13 protein-coding genes are annotated in these 18,121 nt (G+C 65.1%); 9 read left to right on the forward strand and 4 right to left on the reverse strand.

Going from position 1 to position 18,121, the window contains the following annotated elements:
- The first annotated feature begins 30 nt into the window (after nucleotides 1-30).
- The 8 genes from prmA to BVH01_RS21705 all read left to right on the forward strand — a co-directional run bounded on the left by prmA (nucleotide 31) and on the right by BVH01_RS21705 (nucleotide 10,980).
- A complete protein-coding gene (prmA, locus tag BVH01_RS21670) occupies nucleotides 31-909 on the forward strand; it encodes a 50S ribosomal protein L11 methyltransferase (protein WP_075932308.1) in 879 nt (292 codons plus the stop codon).
- A gap of 115 nt (nucleotides 910-1,024) precedes the next feature.
- A complete protein-coding gene (locus tag BVH01_RS21675; RefSeq protein ID WP_075932309.1) occupies nucleotides 1,025-2,407 on the forward strand; it encodes a DUF3426 domain-containing protein in 1,383 nt (460 codons plus the stop codon).
- A 201-nt stretch (nucleotides 2,408-2,608) separates the two neighbouring features.
- A complete protein-coding gene (gene dusB, locus BVH01_RS21680; RefSeq protein WP_075932310.1) occupies nucleotides 2,609-3,607 on the forward strand; it encodes a tRNA dihydrouridine synthase DusB in 999 nt (332 codons plus the stop codon).
- The gene (gene fis, locus BVH01_RS21685) at nucleotides 3,604-3,924 is read left to right on the forward strand and encodes a DNA-binding transcriptional regulator Fis (protein WP_070884611.1); all 321 of its coding nucleotides are present in this window, start codon (nucleotides 3,604-3,606) and stop codon (nucleotides 3,922-3,924) included. Before dusB ends, fis begins: the two co-directional genes overlap by 4 nt.
- Nucleotides 3,925-3,999: 75 nt before the next feature.
- Entirely contained in the window at nucleotides 4,000-5,604 is a 1,605-nt protein-coding gene (gene purH / locus BVH01_RS21690) for a bifunctional phosphoribosylaminoimidazolecarboxamide formyltransferase/IMP cyclohydrolase (protein ID WP_075932311.1), read from the forward strand.
- A 198-nt stretch (nucleotides 5,605-5,802) separates the two neighbouring features.
- On the forward strand, nucleotides 5,803-7,092 hold the full coding sequence (gene purD / locus BVH01_RS21695; protein WP_075932312.1) for a phosphoribosylamine--glycine ligase: 1,290 nt from the start codon (nucleotides 5,803-5,805) through the stop codon (nucleotides 7,090-7,092).
- Between the two features lie 159 nt (nucleotides 7,093-7,251).
- Nucleotides 7,252-10,038, forward strand: a complete 2,787-nt coding sequence (locus BVH01_RS21700; RefSeq protein WP_075932313.1) for a hybrid sensor histidine kinase/response regulator — start codon at nucleotides 7,252-7,254, stop codon at nucleotides 10,036-10,038.
- A gap of 57 nt (nucleotides 10,039-10,095) precedes the next feature.
- Nucleotides 10,096-10,980 carry a LysR family transcriptional regulator gene (locus BVH01_RS21705; RefSeq protein ID WP_075932314.1) on the forward strand — a complete coding sequence of 295 codons (885 nt, stop codon included), beginning with the start codon at nucleotides 10,096-10,098 and terminating at the stop codon, nucleotides 10,978-10,980.
- On the opposite strand, the gene BVH01_RS21710 is transcribed toward BVH01_RS21705, so the two are convergent.
- From BVH01_RS21710 to hslO, 4 genes are all read right to left on the reverse strand, one after another.
- Nucleotides 10,970-12,292 carry an NTP/NDP exchange transporter gene (locus BVH01_RS21710; protein ID WP_075932315.1) on the reverse strand — a complete coding sequence of 441 codons (1,323 nt, stop codon included), beginning with the start codon at nucleotides 12,290-12,292 and terminating at the stop codon, nucleotides 10,970-10,972. The two genes, BVH01_RS21705 and BVH01_RS21710, sit on opposite strands and share 11 nt — an antisense overlap.
- Before the next feature lie 70 nt (nucleotides 12,293-12,362).
- On the reverse strand, nucleotides 12,363-14,288 hold the full coding sequence (locus BVH01_RS21715) for an ATP-dependent DNA helicase RecQ (RefSeq protein WP_075932316.1): 1,926 nt from the start codon (nucleotides 14,286-14,288) through the stop codon (nucleotides 12,363-12,365).
- A 229-nt stretch (nucleotides 14,289-14,517) separates the two neighbouring features.
- Complete coding sequence (locus BVH01_RS21720) at nucleotides 14,518-16,059, reverse strand: phosphoenolpyruvate carboxykinase (RefSeq protein ID WP_075932317.1); 1,542 nt, start codon at nucleotides 16,057-16,059, stop codon at nucleotides 14,518-14,520.
- A 153-nt stretch (nucleotides 16,060-16,212) separates the two neighbouring features.
- Nucleotides 16,213-17,100 carry an Hsp33 family molecular chaperone HslO gene (hslO, locus tag BVH01_RS21725; protein WP_075932318.1) on the reverse strand — a complete coding sequence of 296 codons (888 nt, stop codon included), beginning with the start codon at nucleotides 17,098-17,100 and terminating at the stop codon, nucleotides 16,213-16,215.
- Nucleotides 17,101-17,312: 212 nt separating this feature from the next.
- On the opposite strand from hslO, the gene BVH01_RS21730 reads away from it, so the two are divergent.
- Nucleotides 17,313-18,104, forward strand: coding sequence for a phosphatase PAP2 family protein (locus tag BVH01_RS21730; RefSeq protein WP_075932319.1), 792 nt, complete (start codon nucleotides 17,313-17,315; stop codon nucleotides 18,102-18,104).
- Nucleotides 18,105-18,121: the final 17 nt, after the last annotated feature.

Genomic DNA, 18,121 nt, shown 5'->3' on the forward strand with positions numbered 1-18,121 from the left:
GCGCTCGCGGCCGCCCCACCGGAGCCCCCCATGCCCTGGCTACAACTGCGCCTCGCCATCACCCCTGAGCAGGCGCCCACTTATGAAGACGCCCTGCTGGACGTCGGCGCGGTGTCCGTCACTTTCATGGACGCCGAAGATCAGCCGATCTTCGAGCCCGACCTGGGCACCACGCCGCTGTGGAGCCACACCCATCTGCTGGCCCTGTTCGAGGCCGATACCGACGCCGACGCGCTGGTTGCCCACCTGCAACTGCTGACCGACGGCGCGTTGCCAGAACACCAGATCGAGCGTATCGAGGACCAGGACTGGGAGCGCAGCTGGATGGACGGCTTCGCGCCAATGCGTTTCGGCCAGCGCCTGTGGATCGTGCCGAGCTGGCACGAGGCGCCGCAGCCGGACGCCGTGAACCTGCTGCTCGACCCGGGCCTGGCGTTCGGCACCGGCACCCACCCGACCACCTCGCTGTGCCTGCAGTGGCTCGACGCCCAGCCGCTGGAAGGCTGCAGCGTGCTGGATTTCGGTTGCGGCTCGGGCATCCTGGCCATCGCCGCCCTGCTGCTCGGCGCGCCGCGGGCGGCCGGCACCGACATCGACCCGCAAGCCCTGGAAGCGTCGCGCGACAACGCGCAACGCAACGGCATCGCCGACGAGCGCTTTCCCGTCTACCTGCCGGCCGACCTGCCCCAGGAGCCGGCTGACGTGGTGGTCGCCAACATCCTTGCCGGCCCATTGGTCAGCCTGGCGCCGCAGATCACCAGCCTGGTCAAGCCAGGCGGCCGCCTGGCGCTGTCGGGCATTCTCGCCGAACAGGCCGACGAGGTGCGCGCCGCCTACGCCGCCGACTTCGACCTCGACCCGACCGCCGTCCAGGACGGCTGGGTGCGCATCAGCGGCGTTCGCCATTAAGCAGTCGCCCGTGCCGTGCCCGTGCTGACGGGGCACGGCACTTAATGCTGCTTTTGCAATCTGTTGGGGTAGACTATCGCCCCGTTTTTGCCGCCCCGCGGCCGTCGGATGACGCATGACCGAAAGCTTCGTGACCCAATGCCCGAACTGCAGCACCAGTTTCCGCGTGAACCTGGCCCAGCTCGCCGTTGCCCAGGGCTCGGTACGCTGCGGCGCCTGCCTGCAGGTATTCAATGCCGCGCGGCAGTTGCGCGAGCAGGGCCATCACATTCCGGACATGCGTGCCGCGGCGCCCGCCACACCCGCACCCGCGGCAACGCCCAAGCCCCCAGCACCCGCACCCGCACCCGCACCCGCACCCGCACCCGCACCGAGCATTGCAGCCGTGCCGCCTGCCACTGCCAAGCCGCAGGGCAAGACCGAAGACGGTACGCTGTGGATCCACGACGACCTCGATCTCGATGACCTCGACCTCGACGAGGAGCTGGCCAAGCTCGAGGCCCAGGAACAGCAGCTGTCACGCCAATTCCTCGAGCTCGACCTGCCGACCCGGCAAACGCCGCGCTTCGATGATCAGGACGACGACGAGCCTGCCGAAGACGAACGCTGGGCCGAAGCCCTGCTGCGCGACGACCCGCCCGTCAGCAAGCTGGAGCTCGAGCCGCTGGGCGAGCGCACGACACCGAGCATCGATTTCGGCCAACCACCGCCGCCCAAAGCCCCCGAGGCCGTGCCGCCGTTGCCCAGAACGCCGGGCCTGCGCGACGTCCTCCCCCCCGCGAAGCCTGCTGCGCCAAGCCGCGAGGAAGTGGAGCCCGAGCCTGCGTTCAGCCTCAGCGCCCAGCGCGACGACCTGGCTGAGCCCGCGCCACTCGACGACGATGAGCCGCAAACGCCAGTGCCCGCGCCCAAGGGCGCAAAGGCGCGGCCGCGCAGCGAGCCGAACCTGCGCGGCGAAGCCCTGTTCGAGCTGGAAGAGGAACCGCTGCAGCTCGACTGGCGACCACCACGCAAGCCTTGGGGCCGCTGGATCGGCTGGGGCCTGCTCAATCTCCTGGCGGCCGCCGCGCTGGCCGGGCAATACGTGATCTATCACTACGCCGAACTGGCCCGCCAGGATCAATACCGGCCCTGGTTCGAACAGATCTGCCCGACCCTCGGCTGCATCTTGCCCTCCAAGGTCGACATCGACCAGATCAAGAGCAGCAACCTGGTGGTACGCAGCCACCCGGAATTCAGCGGCGCCCTGGTCGTGGATGCGATCCTCTACAATCGTGCGTCGTTCTCCCAGCCATTTCCGCTCCTGGAGATGCGTTTCGCGGACATCAACGGCCAGCTGATCGCCAGTCGTCGCTTCAAGCCCAGCGAATACTTGGCGGGCGAACTGGCCGGCCAGGCGGAAATGCCGCCGCAGACGCCGATCCATATCGCCTTGGACATCCTCGATCCGGGCGCCCGGGCGGTGAACTACAGCCTCAACTTCCACTCGCCGGAGTAGCCCCGAGCAGCCGATAGACGGCAGCCGGCGGGCAGCCGTCTGCATCGGGGCCGACCGCCGATGCGCCGGGGCACCACCGCCCAGCTGTTCAGATTTTGTTCAAAACCACCTTTATCCGGTCATTCAGAGCGGGTATGATCTCCCCCCTTTTCGCACTCTCCTACTGGTCTCAACAGCACGTCTCTTGAGCAGGGAAGCCCTATGTCGGCGCTAAGCATCGGCCCCTATACATTGCCCAATCGACTGATCCTGGCCCCCATGGCCGGCGTCACCGATCAGCCATTCCGGCAACTGTGCCGGCGCCTCGGCGCCGGCATGGTGGTCTCGGAGATGGTCACCAGCGATGTACGCCTGTGGAACACGCGCAAGTCGAGCCTGCGCATGATCCACAGCGGCGATCCGGAGCCACGCTCCGTGCAGATCGCCGGTGGCGACCCGCAGATGCTCGCCGAGGCAGCCCGCGCCAATGTGCAGCTGGGCGCCCAGATCATCGACATCAACATGGGCTGCCCGGCCAAGAAGGTCTGCAACAAGGCGGCTGGTTCCGCCCTGCTCAAGGACCAGCCGCTGGTGCAGGCGATTCTCGAAGCGGTGGTCGCCGCCGTGGACGTCCCGGTCACCCTGAAGATTCGCACCGGCTGGGACCGTCAGAACAAGAATGGCGTCGAGGTCGCGCGGATTGCCGAGCAGTCCGGCATCGTCGCCCTGGCCGTGCATGGCCGCACCCGCGCCGACCTGTACACCGGCGAGGCCGAGTACGACACCATCGCCGCGATCAAGCAGGCCGTATCGATTCCGGTACTGGCCAATGGCGACATCGATTCACCGGAAAAGGCCGCCCATGTGCTGGCCGCCACCGGTGCCGATGGCCTGCTGATCGGCCGGGCGGCCCAGGGCCGCCCATGGATTTTCAGAGAAATTGAGCATTACCTGCGCACCGGAGCCCATTGCCCGGCCCCTGCGCTGGCCGAGATCGAACGCATTCTGCTCGAGCACCTGGCCGCCCTGCACGCCTTCTACGGTGATGTCATGGGTGTGCGCATCGCTCGCAAGCATGTGGGCTGGTACCTCGCGACGCTGCCCGGCGCCCGCGAATTCCGTGCCCAGTTCAATCGTCTGGACAGCCAGGAGGCGCAATGTGCAAGCGTTCGCCAGTTCTTCGGTGAACGCTACAACGACGAAAAAGAGGCTGCCGCATGACACTGATGAACGAGACTTTAGGAAGTGGGATTGCACCCGTGAGCGACAACACCAGCTTGAAACAGCACCTCAACACACCGAGCGAAGAAGGCCAGACCCTGCGCGGCAGCGTCGAGAAAGCCTTGCACAACTACTTCGCTCACCTTGAGGGCGCAGACGTCACTGACGTCTACAACCTGGTGCTCACCGAAGTGGAAGCCCCGCTGCTGGAGACCGTCATGAACTACGTGAAGGGCAACCAGACCAAGGCCTCGGAGCTGTTGGGCCTGAACCGCGGCACCCTGCGCAAGAAGCTCAAGCAGTACGATCTGCTGTAAATCACCAAAATCCTGAAGAAGGGCGGCCTCGACGAGCCGCCCTTTTTACTGATTCCCCTGCTGATGGATCCTGTAATGACCGACCAGACCACCCGCCTCCCCGTCCGCCGTGCGCTGATCAGCGTGTCCGACAAGACCGGCATCCTCGAATTCGCCCGCGAGCTCGTCGCCCTCAACGTGGAAATCCTCTCCACCGGCGGCACCTACAAGCTGCTCAAGGACAACGGCGTGGCAGCAGTGGAAGTGGCCGACTACACCGGCTTCCCGGAAATGATGGACGGCCGGGTGAAGACCCTGCACCCGAAGATTCATGGCGGCATCCTCGGCCGCCGCGCCCTCGACGGCGCGGTGATGGACGAGCACGGCATCAAGCCTATCGACCTGGTAGCGGTCAACCTGTACCCCTTCGCGGCCACCGTCGCCAAGCCCGGCTGTGACCTGGCCGATGCCATCGAGAACATCGACATCGGCGGGCCGACCATGGTGCGTTCGGCCGCCAAGAACCACAAAGACGTGGCCATCGTGGTCAACGCCGGCGACTACACCGCGGTCATCGACTCCCTGAAGCTTGGCGGCCTGTGCTATGCCCAACGCTTCGACCTGGCCCTCAAGGCCTTCGAACACACCGCGGCCTACGACGGCATGATCGCCAACTACCTGGGCACCATCGACCAGGGCCGCGACACCCTGTCCACCGAAGACCGCGGCCAATTCCCGCGCACCTTCAACACCCAGTTCATCAAGGCGCAGGAAATGCGCTACGGCGAGAACCCGCATCAGAAAGCCGCGTTCTACGTCGAGCATGCCGACGAAGCCTGCGTGGCCACCGCCGTGCAGTTGCAAGGCAAGGAGCTGTCGTTCAACAACGTGGCCGACACCGACGCCGCGCTGGAATGCGTGAAGAGCTTCGTCAAACCGGCTTGCGTGATCGTCAAGCACGCCAACCCGTGCGGCGTCGCCGTGGTTCCGGAAGACGAAGGCGGCATCCGCAAGGCCTACGACCTGGCCTACGCCACCGACACCGAATCGGCGTTCGGCGGCATCATCGCCTTCAACCGCGAACTGGACGGCGAAACCGCCAAGGCCATCGTCGAGCGCCAGTTCGTCGAAGTGATCATCGCACCGAGAATCAGCGACGCCGCCCGTGAAGTGGTTGCCGCCAAGGCCAATGTGCGCCTGCTCGCGTGCGGCGAATGGCCGACCGAACGTGCACCGGGCTGGGATTACAAGCGCGTCAACGGCGGCTTGCTGGTTCAGAGCCGCGACATCGGCATGATCAAGGCCGAAGACCTGAAGATCGTTACCCAGCGCGCGCCGAGCGAACAGGAGATCCATGACCTGATCTTCGCCTGGAAAGTGGCCAAGTTCGTCAAATCCAACGCCATCGTGTACGCCAAGAATCGCCAGACCGTCGGCGTCGGCGCCGGCCAGATGAGCCGCGTCAACTCTGCGCGTATCGCCGCCATCAAGGCCGAGCATGCCGGCCTGCCGGTGCCGGGCGCGGTCATGGCCTCGGACGCTTTCTTCCCGTTCCGCGACGGTATCGACAATGCCGCCAAGGCCGGCATCACCGCGGTGATCCAGCCCGGCGGTTCGATGCGCGACAACGAAGTGATCGCCGCCGCCGACGAAGCGGGGATTGCCATGGTTTTCACCGGCATGCGCCACTTTAGGCACTAAATCGGCCGCACTGAAACCGGCATCTGCGTTGTTGCCCCGGGTTCCGCCAATGCTCATTGCCAATAGGCAACTCCGCTTGTCGAAACCCGGGGCGCCTAGCATCTACCGGCTTCATCGCGACCTCGGAATTTGTAGGGTGGATAGCGCTTTTCCTATCCACCAAACGGGCCCAAGGCCCGCCTCCATCGGGAGAGAGACATGAATGTATTGATCATCGGCAGCGGCGGTCGTGAACACGCCCTGGCCTGGAAAGTGGCGCAGGACAAGCGCATCGCCAAGGTATTCGTAGCCCCCGGCAACGCTGGCACCGCCTTTGAGCCCAAGTGCGAGAACGTCGCCATCGACGTACTGGACATCCAGGCACTGGCCGATTTCGCCGAAAAGAACGTGCAGCTGACCATCGTCGGCCCGGAAGCACCCCTGGTGAAAGGCGTGGTCGACCTGTTCCGTTCCCGTGACCTGGACATCTTCGGCCCGACCGCTGCCGCGGCCCAGCTGGAAGGCTCCAAGGCCTTCACCAAGGATTTCCTGGCCCGCCAGAACATCCCGACCGCCGACTACCAGAACTTCACCGAAGTCGAGCCGGCCCTGGCCTACCTGCGCGAGAAAGGCGCACCGATCGTGATCAAGGCCGACGGCCTGGCTGCAGGCAAGGGCGTGATCGTCGCCATGACCCTGGCCGAAGCCGAAGACGCCGTGCGCGACATGCTCGCCGGCAATGCTTTCGGTGACGCCGGCTCGCGCGTTGTGATCGAAGAGTTCCTCGACGGCGAGGAGGCCAGCTTCATCGTCATGGTCGACGGCCAGAACGTGCTGCCGATGGCCACCAGCCAGGATCACAAACGTGTTGGCGATGCCGACAGCGGCCCGAACACCGGTGGCATGGGCGCCTACTCGCCGGCTCCGGTGGTGACCGCCGAGGTGCACAAGCGAGTGATGGACGAAGTCATCTACCCGACCGTCCGCGGCATGGCGGCCGAAGGCAACGTCTACACCGGCTTCCTGTACGCCGGCCTGATGATCGACAAGAGCGGCGCGCCGAAAGTCATCGAGTTCAACTGCCGCTTCGGCGACCCGGAAACCCAGCCGATCATGGTGCGCCTGGAAAGCTCCCTGGTGCTGCTGGTCGAAGCCGCACTGGCCAAGGCGCTGGACAAGGTCGAAGCGACCTGGGACCCGCGTCCGACCGTCGGCGTGGTGCTGGCTGCCGGCGGTTATCCGGGCGACTACGCCAAGGGTGACGTGATCGAAGGGCTGGACGCCGCCGCGCAGCTGGAAGGCAAGGTATTCCACGCCGGCACCGCCCTGCAGGACGGCCAGGTGGTCACCGCAGGCGGCCGCGTCCTGTGCGCCACCGCCATCGGCGCCAGCGTGGCGGATGCCCAGCAGCAGGCCTATCGCCTGGCCGCGAAGATCCGCTGGAACGGCATGTTCCACCGCAACGACATCGGTTACCGGGCGATCGCCCGCGAGCAAGGCGACAAGTGATGTAACAAGATGGCGGCATCGCGCGATGCCGCCCATCGGCAATACCGCAGGCAGCCGCTCAACAGGGCGGCCTGGCTGTCAGGATAGGGTCTCAGTTTCATAGTCTGTGCCACCTCGGCTGGCTATAATTCAGCCGGATAACCTAAAAGGGATTGCCACGTGCGACGGCTCAGGATCGCCATAGGTCTACTCGTCAGCCTGCTGTTGGCCGGCGTCTGCCTGTCGAGCACGGCGGCGCAGCGGGTGGTTACGCCCTATGCCACCGGTTGGTCGGTGTTCGTCGACGACAGTGCCCAGCTGAACCTGGATGACGTACGCAGCCGCCGTAACCAGTTCCTGCCCCTCGATGACCTCGCCTTCACCTACCCGCCCAGCGACAAGGCCGTCTGGCTGCGCTTCGACGTACCTGAGCACCAGGCACCCTACTGGCTGTGGCTGTTCGCGCCACGGGTACAGTTTCTCGATTACTACCTGCTCAACGGCCCACTGATCGAGCAGACCGTGCACAGCGGCGAGTCGATGCCAATGAGCTCGAGGCCGCTGCCTTCACGCGCCTACCTGATGTCGCTGCCCAACGACGGGCAGGCACGGGAAGTCTATGTCCGGATGACCTCCAACCACCCGCTGATGGCCTGGTTCAAGGTCATCGACGAGGCCGAGCTGGTCAGCCTGGAGAAGCCGGCCTACCTGTTCGGCGCCCTGCTCGGTGCCCTGCTGCTGGTGGTGGTCTACAACCTGATCCGCTTCGCCTACATGCGCTCGGCGTGCAGCCTGTGGCTCGCTGGCCTGCATGGCGGCCTGGCGGTGTGTGCGGCCGCCAACCTCGGCCTGCTGGCTGCCTGGGTGCCGAGACTTGGCTACAACCAGTCGCTGATCGCCGATACCAGTGCATTGATCGCCGCATTCTGCCTGTCGGCCTTCGTGCTCGGTTTCTTCCGCCACACGCCGATGCAGCGCAGCAAGCTCAATCTGATCCTGCAGGGCCACGCTCTGGTGACATTGCTACTGGGCCTGACCATCCTCATGACCGGGCTACTCTGGTACAGCGCCCTGGTCTACCTGCTGGTGTTCCTCGGCACTCTCGCGGTGCTGCTGGTCAGCGGCGTGCACTGGCACAACGGCTACCAGTCGGCGCGTCTGCTGGTCGTGGCCATGGTGGTGTTCAACGTCGGGTTCGGCCTGTTCATTCCCATTCTGTTCGGCTTCGACCAGCTCGATCCAGGCTGGCTGGTCATCGGCGTGTTCACCATCGCTACCCTTAGCGGCGTGGTGCTCAGCGCCGCCCTGGCCGAGCACCAGCGCCAGTTGCAACGCGCTGCGTCGCGCGCACGCACTGCACTGGCCGCCAACGACGCCGAACTCAAGGCCAAGGCCGAATTCCTGGCCAAGATCAGCCATGAGATCCGTACGCCCATGAACGGCGTGCTGGGCATGACCGAGCTGCTGCTCGGCACGCCGCTGTCGGCCAAGCAGCGCGATTACGTGCAGACCATTCACAGCTCCGGCAACGAGCTGCTCAACCTGATCAACGAGATTCTCGACATATCCAAGCTGGAATCCGGGCAGATCGAGCTGGATGACGTGCAATTCGACCTCAATGCACTGACCGAGGACTGCCTGGACATTTTCCGCGCCAAGGCCGAGCTGCAAAAGATCGAGCTGATCAGCTTCATCCAGCCCCAGGTGCCACGCATCGTCAGCGGCGACCCGACGCGCCTGCGGCAGATCCTGCTCAGCCTGCTCGACAACGCCTTCAAGCAGACCACCGAGGGCGAGATCCTCCTGGTGGTCGCCCTCGACACCAGCGGCGAGCAGCCGCGCCTGCGCTTCGCCGTGCAGGACAGCGGACACCCGCTCAATGCCAGCGAGCGCGACGCGCTGCTCAACACCGAACTGCAGAGCCGCGACTTCCTGTCGGCCACCCGCCTGGGCAGCCGCCTGGGGCTGATCATCGCCCGCCAACTGATCCTGCTGATGGGCGGTGAGTTCGGCATTCAGAGTGGCGGCAACCAGGGCTCCACGCTGTGGCTGACCCTGCCGCTGGACGACGCCCGCCTGCAGCAGCCGAGCACCGATATCGACGGCACCCTGCAGGGCACCCGCCTGCTGGTGGTGGACGACAACGACACCTGTCGCAAGGTGCTGCTGCAGCAATGCAACGCCTGGGGCATGAACGTCAGCAGCGTGCCGTCCGGCAAGGAGGCGCTGGCGCTGCTGCGCACCCGTGCGCACATGCGCGAGTACTTCGACGTGGTGCTGCTCGACCAGGACATGCCGGGCATGAGCGGCATGCAATTGGCCGCCAAGATCAAGGAAGACCCGAGCCTCAACAACGACATCCTGATCATCATGCTCACCGGCATCAGCCACGCGCCGAGCAAGATCATCGCGCGCAACGCCGGCATCAAGCGCATCCTCGCCAAGCCGGTGGCCGGCTATACCCTCAAGGCCACCCTGGCCGACGAGCTCGCCCAGCGCCAGCGCGGCCCGGACGCCCCCGCCCAGGCCAGCCCGGCAGCACTGGAAGTACCCGAGGATTTCCGCATTCTGGTCGCCGAGGACAACAGCATTTCCACCAAAGTGATCCGCGGCATGCTCGGCAAGCTCAACCTTAAGCCGGACACGGCGAGCAATGGCGAGGAAGCCCTCATCGCCATGAAAGCCCAGCGCTACGACCTGGTGCTGATGGATTGCGAGATGCCGGTGATGGACGGTTTCTCCGCCACCGAGCAGCTACGTGCCTGGGAGATTGCCGAGCGCCGCCCGCGCACGCCGGTGGTCGCGCTGACCGCGCACATTCTCAGCGAACACAAGGAGCGTGCGCGCCAGGTCGGCATGGACGGCCACATGGCCAAGCCCGTGGAGCTCTCACAGCTGAGGGAGCTGATCGAGTACTGGGTCGGTGAACGCCACACCCAGACACAGGACGATACCGTCGCCTCCTGACCCGGCTGCTAGAATTTTCGACGCAGCCCGCGCCAGCCCCCCCTCGATAGAGCGCCCATGGATATCAAGCAGCTCAAATTTCTCATCGCCCTCGACGAAACCCGCCATTTCGGCCAGGCAGCCGCTCGCTGCCACGTTACCCAACCGACATTGTCGATGCGCCTGCGCAACCTGGAGAACGAACTGGGCCTGGAATTGGTACGCCGCGGCCAGCGCTTCGAGGGTTTCACCGCCGAAGGCGAGCGGGTATTGGCCTGGGCCCGCAGCTTGATGGCCGCCCACGATGGCCTGTATGCCGAGGCCGCCGCCTGCCGCGGCCAACTGGTCGGCACCTTGCGCCTGGGCGTGGTGCCGCTGTCGGGTTTCGACCCGATGGAGCTGGTGCGCCTGTTCGCCGAGCAGCATCCGGGGTTGCGCTTTCAGCTGTTCGCCCTGAGCAGCGACCAGATTCTCGAACGCTTGGGCAGCAACCAGCTGGACCTGGGCCTGTCGTATCTCGACCGCCTCGACCGCGAGCACTTCGACAGCCTCGAACTGGCTGCCACGCGCATGGGCCTGCTGTATGACCGCCGGCATTTCCAGTTCAGCGAAACCACACTGCGCTGGGAGAACCTGATCGACCTGCCGCTGGGTTTGCTGTCGGCCGGCATGCACTTTCGCCAGTCCATCGACCACAGCTTCCGCTCACGGGGAATGACACCGCTGCCCAAGCTGGAAACCGATGCCGTTCACCAGTTGCTGCAAGCGGTCAGCGCCGGCCTGTGCTGCTCGATCATGCCGCTGCAGAACGGCCTGGCCGAGTTCACCAACGAACTGATCCTCACCCCCATCGAGGACGCCCACACCCTGGCCCCGCTGGGCCTGATCATGCGCCGTGGCGCGCCCCGCTCGCCGCTGGCCGAGGCCTGCTTCAGCGAAGCGCGCACGCTGATCAGCGCCTGACCGCCGCTTCGGGTTCGGCCACCGGCCCATCGGTTTCACCTCGGTCGGCGCGACCACCCAGGTACCAGCCCAGCAGCCCCCAGAGCGCGGCGCAGACCGCGCCGATCACCGCGATCAGCGCCACACCGTAGCCGAGCAGATCGATCAGGCTCTTGGCCCAGCCGCTGAGCGCGTCGCCGCCGCGATAGACCACGGTATCGATGAAGTTCTTGGCCTTGTACTTGCTCTCGGCATCCAGCGGTGCGAAGAGCATTTCCCGCCCCGGCCGCACGAAGGCGTATTCGCCGATGCGTCGCACGATCATCAGCCCGGCCAGTACCGCGAAGGTCGGTGCCAGGGCCAGGGTGAGAAAACCCACGCACATCAGCATCGGCACCGCGGCCAGCAGGGTGCGCACGCCGAGGCGCTGGGCTATGCGGCTGGTGATGAACAGCTGGGCCAGCAGCGCGCCGGCCTGCACGACGAAATCGATCAACCCGAACACCCGCACCTGCTCGTCGCGATCAGGAAACAGCTCGGCCACCAATCGCGCCTGCTCGAAGTACAGAAAGGTGGTGACCGTGGCGAGCAGGATGACGAAGGCGCAGACACCCAGCAGGTAGGATGATGTGAGCACCCGCGTCATGCCGCTGAATGGATTGCCCGCCACCGGGCGCCGAGGGTTTTCCGTCTGGCTGGCACCGGGGCGCCCTGCTCCGGCTCGCTCGCGCCAGGCCATCAGGTAATGCTTGAGCGCCAGTGCACCGGCCAACAGCACGGCTGCCAGGAACGCCAGGCCGCTGGCACCGATGCTGCCGACCAGCAGCGCGCTCAGCGCCGGGCCACTGAGGCCGCCGACGCTGGCGCCGGCGGCGATGAAGGCGAACAGCCGCTTGGCCTGGGGCGAATCGAACACGTCGGCCATCAGGCTCCAGGCCACCGATACCACGAACAGGTTGTAGACCGAGATCCACACGTAGAACACCCGCGCCAGCCAAAGACTCTCGCCCATGAGGCTGAACGCCAGGGCGAAACCCAGCAGGTTGAAGCAGAAAAAGCCGTAGACCCAGTCGATGAAATGGATACGCGGCACCCGCGAGTTGAGCCAGGCGAACAGCGGTACCGCCAGCAACATGACCACGAAGGTGGCGGTGAACAACCATTGCAGGTTTTCCACCCCAGCCTGTATGCCCATCGACTCGCGAATCGGCCGCAGCATGAAGTAGCCGCTGAACAGGCAGAAGAACAGCGCGAACCCGGCCAGCGCCGCGGCCAGCTCGCCGGGCTGCGCGTTGATGGCGCGGGCCAGGCGCTGGGGCAGGGAAAGGGTCATGGCGTGGCTTCCTGCGTTCGAAACCTTGCAGTATGGCTCACCGCGCCACGCCTAGCTCAACCGCGGCCCGTCAGGCGTCGGCCAGCCAGACACGAATCTCGCCGTAGGGATAATCCTCCAGCGCGGCGAAACCCTTGATCTGCCGGGCCTTGAGGCGAGTGAACAGTGGCGAGCTGAGGCCGCAGAGAAAGCGTGCCAGGCATTCGTTACCAGGCAATTCACCGCCTCGCGCAGCCTGGTGGGCGGCGATGAATGGCGCGCACAACGCGTTGCGATCATGCTCCGCCAGGGGCGGCAGCGGTGGCGGTTCGGGCAGGAGGGCGACCTGACCGCGGCACACCGAGCAATGCCCACAGCGAGATGGCGCCTGATCGTCACCAAAGTAGCGGGCCAGACGATGGCTCAGGCACTCCTCACTGGCGAACAGCGCGAGCATCGCCTGGATCCGTCGGATCTCGCTGCCCTCCTGGGCCACGAAATAGGTATGCAGCTCACTGGCCAGCCCCTGTACGTCGAAGTCCGCCTGGAGCACGGCGTAGACATCGGTCATCTGTTTGCTTTCCAGCTCGATCCAGCCGCGCTCCTGCAGATAGTCCAGCGCCTTGACCACCCGCGCGCGCTGGGCCTGATGCTGGCCATAGAGCGCGTCGAAATCCACGGTACACCAGGTGCGGGCCCGGGTGGACGCGTTGAAGATGGCCTCGACGAACTGCCGTCGCTCACCCTCGAAGCGCGCCAGCAAGGCGTCCGGCTCGACCAGGTACTTGAAGCGATACTCGGCGAAGTAGGCGTAGCGCGGCGCGATGATGCCGCGCAACTCCAGCTGCACCAGCAGGGTCTTGAGCGGCAATTGGCGGATGTTGCTGTGATCGCTCAGGGCATTGATGGTCATTTCCCACTGCCCACCCTGGCTGTTGCCGCGGATCTCCTCGAGCACCCGGACGATACCGCCCAGCTCTGGCGTATCGCCGTACACGAAATTTTCCAGCACGTTGAGGCTGTCGCGGTTGGCCAGCACCAGGCAGTCGGAAGCCTCGCCGTCGCGGCCGGCACGACCGATCTCCTGGCTGTAGTTTTCCACCGACTTGGGCAGATCGAAATGCACCACGTTGCGGATGTCACGCTTGTCGATGCCCATGCCGAAGGCGATGGTGGCGACGATGCAGCTCAGCTCGCCGGCCATGAAACGACGCTGGATCGCCTCGCGCATCTCGTGGCCCATACCGGCGTGGTAGGCGCTGACGGACAAGCCCTGCCGGCTCAATTGTTCGGCGACCTGCTCGGCGGTCTTCTGCTGGGTGACGTAAACGATGCTCGGCTCGCCAGTCTTGGCACCCAGCCATTGCTCGAGGCGCCGCTGCTTGTCGCGGCCGGCCACCGGCTCGACCAGCAGATTCAGGTTGGGACGGTAGAAACCGGTGGTGACCACGTCGTCGGCGGCGATGGCGAACTTCTTCTGCATGTCGGCGATCACCGGCGGCGTCGCCGTGGCGGTGAGCAGCAGCACTTGGGAGATGGCGAACTGGCGCTGATAGTCCGGCAGTTTCAGATAATCCGGGCGGAAGTTATGGCCCCACTCGGAAATGCAATGGGCCTCATCGACCACCAGCAGGGAAATCGGCACTTCGCCGATGAAGTTGCGAAAGCGCTCGTTCTTCAGGCGCTCGACCGAGATCATCAGGATCTTCAGCTCGCCGGCCTTGGCTTTGGCCATGGTCTCGCTGACCTGCTCGCGGCTCTGCGCCGAATCGATGCTGGCCGCGTTGATGCCGTGGCGGTGCAGGAAGGCGAGCTGGTCCTGCATCAGCGCCAGCAAAGGCGAAACCACCAGCGTCAGGTGCGGCAGGTGCAAGGCTGGCAACTGGTAGCACAGGGACTTGCCCGAGCCGGTGGGAAAAATCGCCGCTGCCGAACGACCGGCGAGCACGGCGCTGATCACGGCTTCCTGGCCGGGACGCAGTCGGTCGAAACCGAAGACGCGCTTGAGGGTGGACATGAACGGTCACTCGGTTGGCTGCTGAACGGCCGCTAACCATAACGCGGCCATGCCGGCTACGTCATGACGGATGTGTTGCTCGATGAGGGAGGGACGCAAAGCGGCGCAGGTTGGACTTAGGCGCCCAGGCGAACAATCCAGAGACCCGAGATGACTCTCCCTCACAAGCACGCTGCGCAGAAACGACAAAGCCGCCCGAGGGCGGCTTTGTCAGCAAGCGCGGGTCAGCTTAGAGCTGCGGGCCAGCCTTCTTGATGGCGTCGCTCACGTCGAACTTGGTGAAGTTGTCGATGAACAGCTTGGCCAGGCCTTTGGCGGCTTCGTCGTAGGCGTTCTGATCAGCCCAGGTGTTGCGCGGGTTGAGCAGGTTGGTCTCGACGCCCGGTACCGACTTCGGCACATCCAGGTTGATGATCGGCAGGTGCTCGGTTTCGGCACCGATCAGCGCACCGCTCTGGATCGCAGCGATCACGCCACGGGTGGTCGGGATGTTGAAACGCTTGCCGACGCCGTAGCCACCGCCGGTCCAGCCGGTGTTGACCAGGTAGACCTTGGAGCCGAAGGCCTGGATGCGCTTGATCAGCAGCTCAGCGTAGACGCCAGCCGGGCGCGGGAAGAACGGCGCGCCGAAGCAGGTGGAGAAGGTCGACTTGATGCCGCTGCCCGAACCCATTTCGGTGGAACCGACCAGGGCGGTGTAGCCAGACAGGAAGTGGTAGGCCGCCTGCTCGTTGTTGAGGATCGACACTGGCGGCAGTACGCCGGTCAGGTCGCAGGTCAGGAAGATCACCGCGTTCGGCTCGCCACCGAGGTTCTTCTCGCTGCGCTTCTCGACGAATTCCAGCGGGTAGGCGGCGCGGCTGTTCTGGGTCAGACTGTCGTCGGTGTAATCCGGCTTGCGCTGCTCGTCGAGCACCACGTTTTCCAGCACGGTACCGAACTTGATGGCTTTCCAGATCACCGGCTCGTTCTTCTCGGACAGGTCGATGCACTTGGCATAGCAACCGCCCTCGATGTTGAACACCACGCCCTCACCCCAGCCGTGCTCGTCGTCACCGATCAGGTAACGGCTTTCGTCGGCGGACAGGGTGGTCTTGCCGGTGCCGGACAGACCGAAGAACAGGGTCACGTCGCCTTCTTCACCGATGTTGGCAGCGCAGTGCATCGGCAGCACGTCGGCGGCCGGCAGCAGGAAGTTCTGCACGCTGAACATGGCTTTCTTCATTTCACCGGCGTAACGCATGCCGGCGATCAGCACCTTCTTCTGGGCGAAGTTGATGATCACGCAGCCGTCGGAGTTGGTGCCGTCGCGATCAGGCACGCACTCGAAGTTGGCGACGTTGAGAACCTGCCACTCCTGCTTGCCGGACGGGTTGTACTGGGTCGGCTCGATGAACAGCTGGCGGCCGAAGAGGTTCTGCCAGGCGGTGGCAGTGGTCATCTTGACGGGCAGGTAGTGGTCTTCGGCAGAACCTACATGAACGTGGGAAACGAAGCTGTCCTGGGCGTTGGAGAACGCCTGAACGCGCTCCCACAGCGCATCGAACTTGTCGGCTGGAAACTTGCGGTTGATCGGGCCCCAGCCGATGTCGGCCGAAGTGCTCGGCTCGTCGACGATGAAGCGGTCGACCGGAGAACGCCCGGTACGGTGGCCGGTGCGTACAACCAGAGCACCGGTGGACGCCAGTTCGCCTTCACCGCGACGAAGGGCTTCTTCGACCAGTTGGGCAGTGCTGATGTCGGTGTACACAGCGTTGTTGGCTTGCGTCATGTGAGTCCCCGTCGGCCGAACGGCCGAGTCTTCCAAACGTTTGTAGTCATGCAGAGGGCAGGACTACAGCTAAAAAAGTGCGCGGATTATGCCAGAAAAGCGGGCCGCGGGTGCAGCCCCCAATCAGAACAGCCTGCGCGTTGCTGGCAGCCCTCAGTGACGGGTGTCGGAGGGCTGCTGACTGCCGCCGCCAGCGAACAGCTGAGCGATGTCGGCGGCGTCGAAGCCGTAGCGTTCGTTGCAGAACTGGCAGTCGATTTCCACGCGGCCATGATGCTCGCTGAGCAGCAGCTCGGCATCGGCCCGCCCTAAACTGACCAGCGCTTTGGCCGAGCGTTCACGAGAGCAGCTACAACGGAAGCGAATGCCACGCGGATCGAACAGGCGAACCGTCTCCTGGTGGTACAGGCGATGCAGCAGGGTCTCGTTGTCCAGGCCCAGCAATTCCTCGTTCTGCAGGGTGTCGGCCAGGGTCACCAGGTGCTCCCAGCTGGCGGCACGCTCTTCGTCGTCGGTCAGACGATCGGGCGGCAGTTGCTGGAGCAGGAAGCCACGGGCGCGCAGGCCATCGGCGCACAGCCAGAAACGCGTGGCCAGTTGCTCGGAGGTGGCGAAGTAGTTGGTCAGGCAGTCGGCCAGGGTGGCGCCGTCCAGCGACACGATGCCCTGGTAACGCTGGCCCTGCGTGGGGTCGACGGTCATCGCCATCACGCCTTCGGGCATCAGCTGGCGCAGGCCGTCACCTTCGGCGACGCGCTCGGCGTCGTAACGGGCGATGCCGCGTACGTCACCTTCGCTGGAACACTCCACCATCAACAGCGGCACCGGGCCTTCGGAGCGCACCTGCAGCACCAGCAGGCCGTCGAACTTCAGGGTACCGACCAGCAGGGAGGCGGCAGCCAGCAGCTCACCGAGCAGTTGCGCCACCGGGCGTGGGTAGTCGTGCTTGGCCAGCACCTGCTGATAGCTGCCGGACAGCCCGACCAGTTCACCGCGCACATCGGTGTCATCGAAAATAAAGCGTTGGGTGAAGTCGGACATAACGAGTCGCCTGCTCAAGGATGCAAGACAGACCAGGGGCGCACCCGCTGGGCTGGGGGCCGGCAATTTTAGGCGCAAACGCGGCGCCGACCAAGCCGCAGGCGAAGAACGGCAGCCGCCTGCCGGCTGAACGCCGGCTGAACAAAGCGGCGATAGCGCCCAGCGAGGCGACCCATCTGCCTAGAATCGGCGGTTTTCCTCGAGCCGCCATCATGCATCTCGCCCTTAACGCCCAATGGCGCCCACGCGCCCTGCTCATCAGCCACCTGCTCGTCGCCGTGCTGTTCGCCAGTTGGCTGTGGCCGGTCACCCGCGTGTACTGGAATCAGTTCGACGTCTGGCTGTTCCATCTACTCAACGATCCCGTGCACGCCGCCGGCCTGTGGGCGCATATCTGGGCGATCGGCAGCATGCGCCCGGTGGATGCCGGCGTCGGCGTGGTGATGCTGGCGATCATGCTGCGTGCCGGCCTGATATTCCCAGCCAATCAGGTGCGCACCGGCCTCTATGCGTTTTTGGTCGCGCTGATCGTCATGTTGCTGATGCGCGTGGGCTTTGCCGATCTGGTCGAGTACATGGGCTGGCAACATGCGAGCCCGTCGCTGCAGATCGAAGGCAGCGCGCGGCTCACCGAGATGTTCCCTGCCTGGGAAGAGCGCTGGGACCTGAAGGACAGCGCCACGCGCAGTTTCCCGGGTGACCACGCCTCGGTGCTGTTGATCTGGGCGATGTTCTGCAGCTTCTTCGTCAGCGGCTGGCGCCGCCTGCTGGTCTGGGCGGTGGCAGTGCTCGGCATGCTGCCGCGGCTCGTCGCCGGCGCCCATTGGGGGGCGGACGCCTTCGTCGGTGGGGTACTGCTCAGTGTGCTGGGCATCGCCTGGAGTTGCTATACGCCATTGGCCTACCGGGCCAGCGCCGCCATCGAGCGGGCGACGGCACCATTGATGCGGATTCTGGCCCGCGTGCCGGTGATCGGCGCCTTCGCCGTGATCAGCGGGCGCTGATCACGGCTGGCCGGCTC

The sequence above is a fragment of the Pseudomonas sp. PA1(2017) genome (assembly GCF_001945375.1).
Classification (GTDB): Bacteria; Pseudomonadota; Gammaproteobacteria; order Pseudomonadales; family Pseudomonadaceae; genus Aquipseudomonas.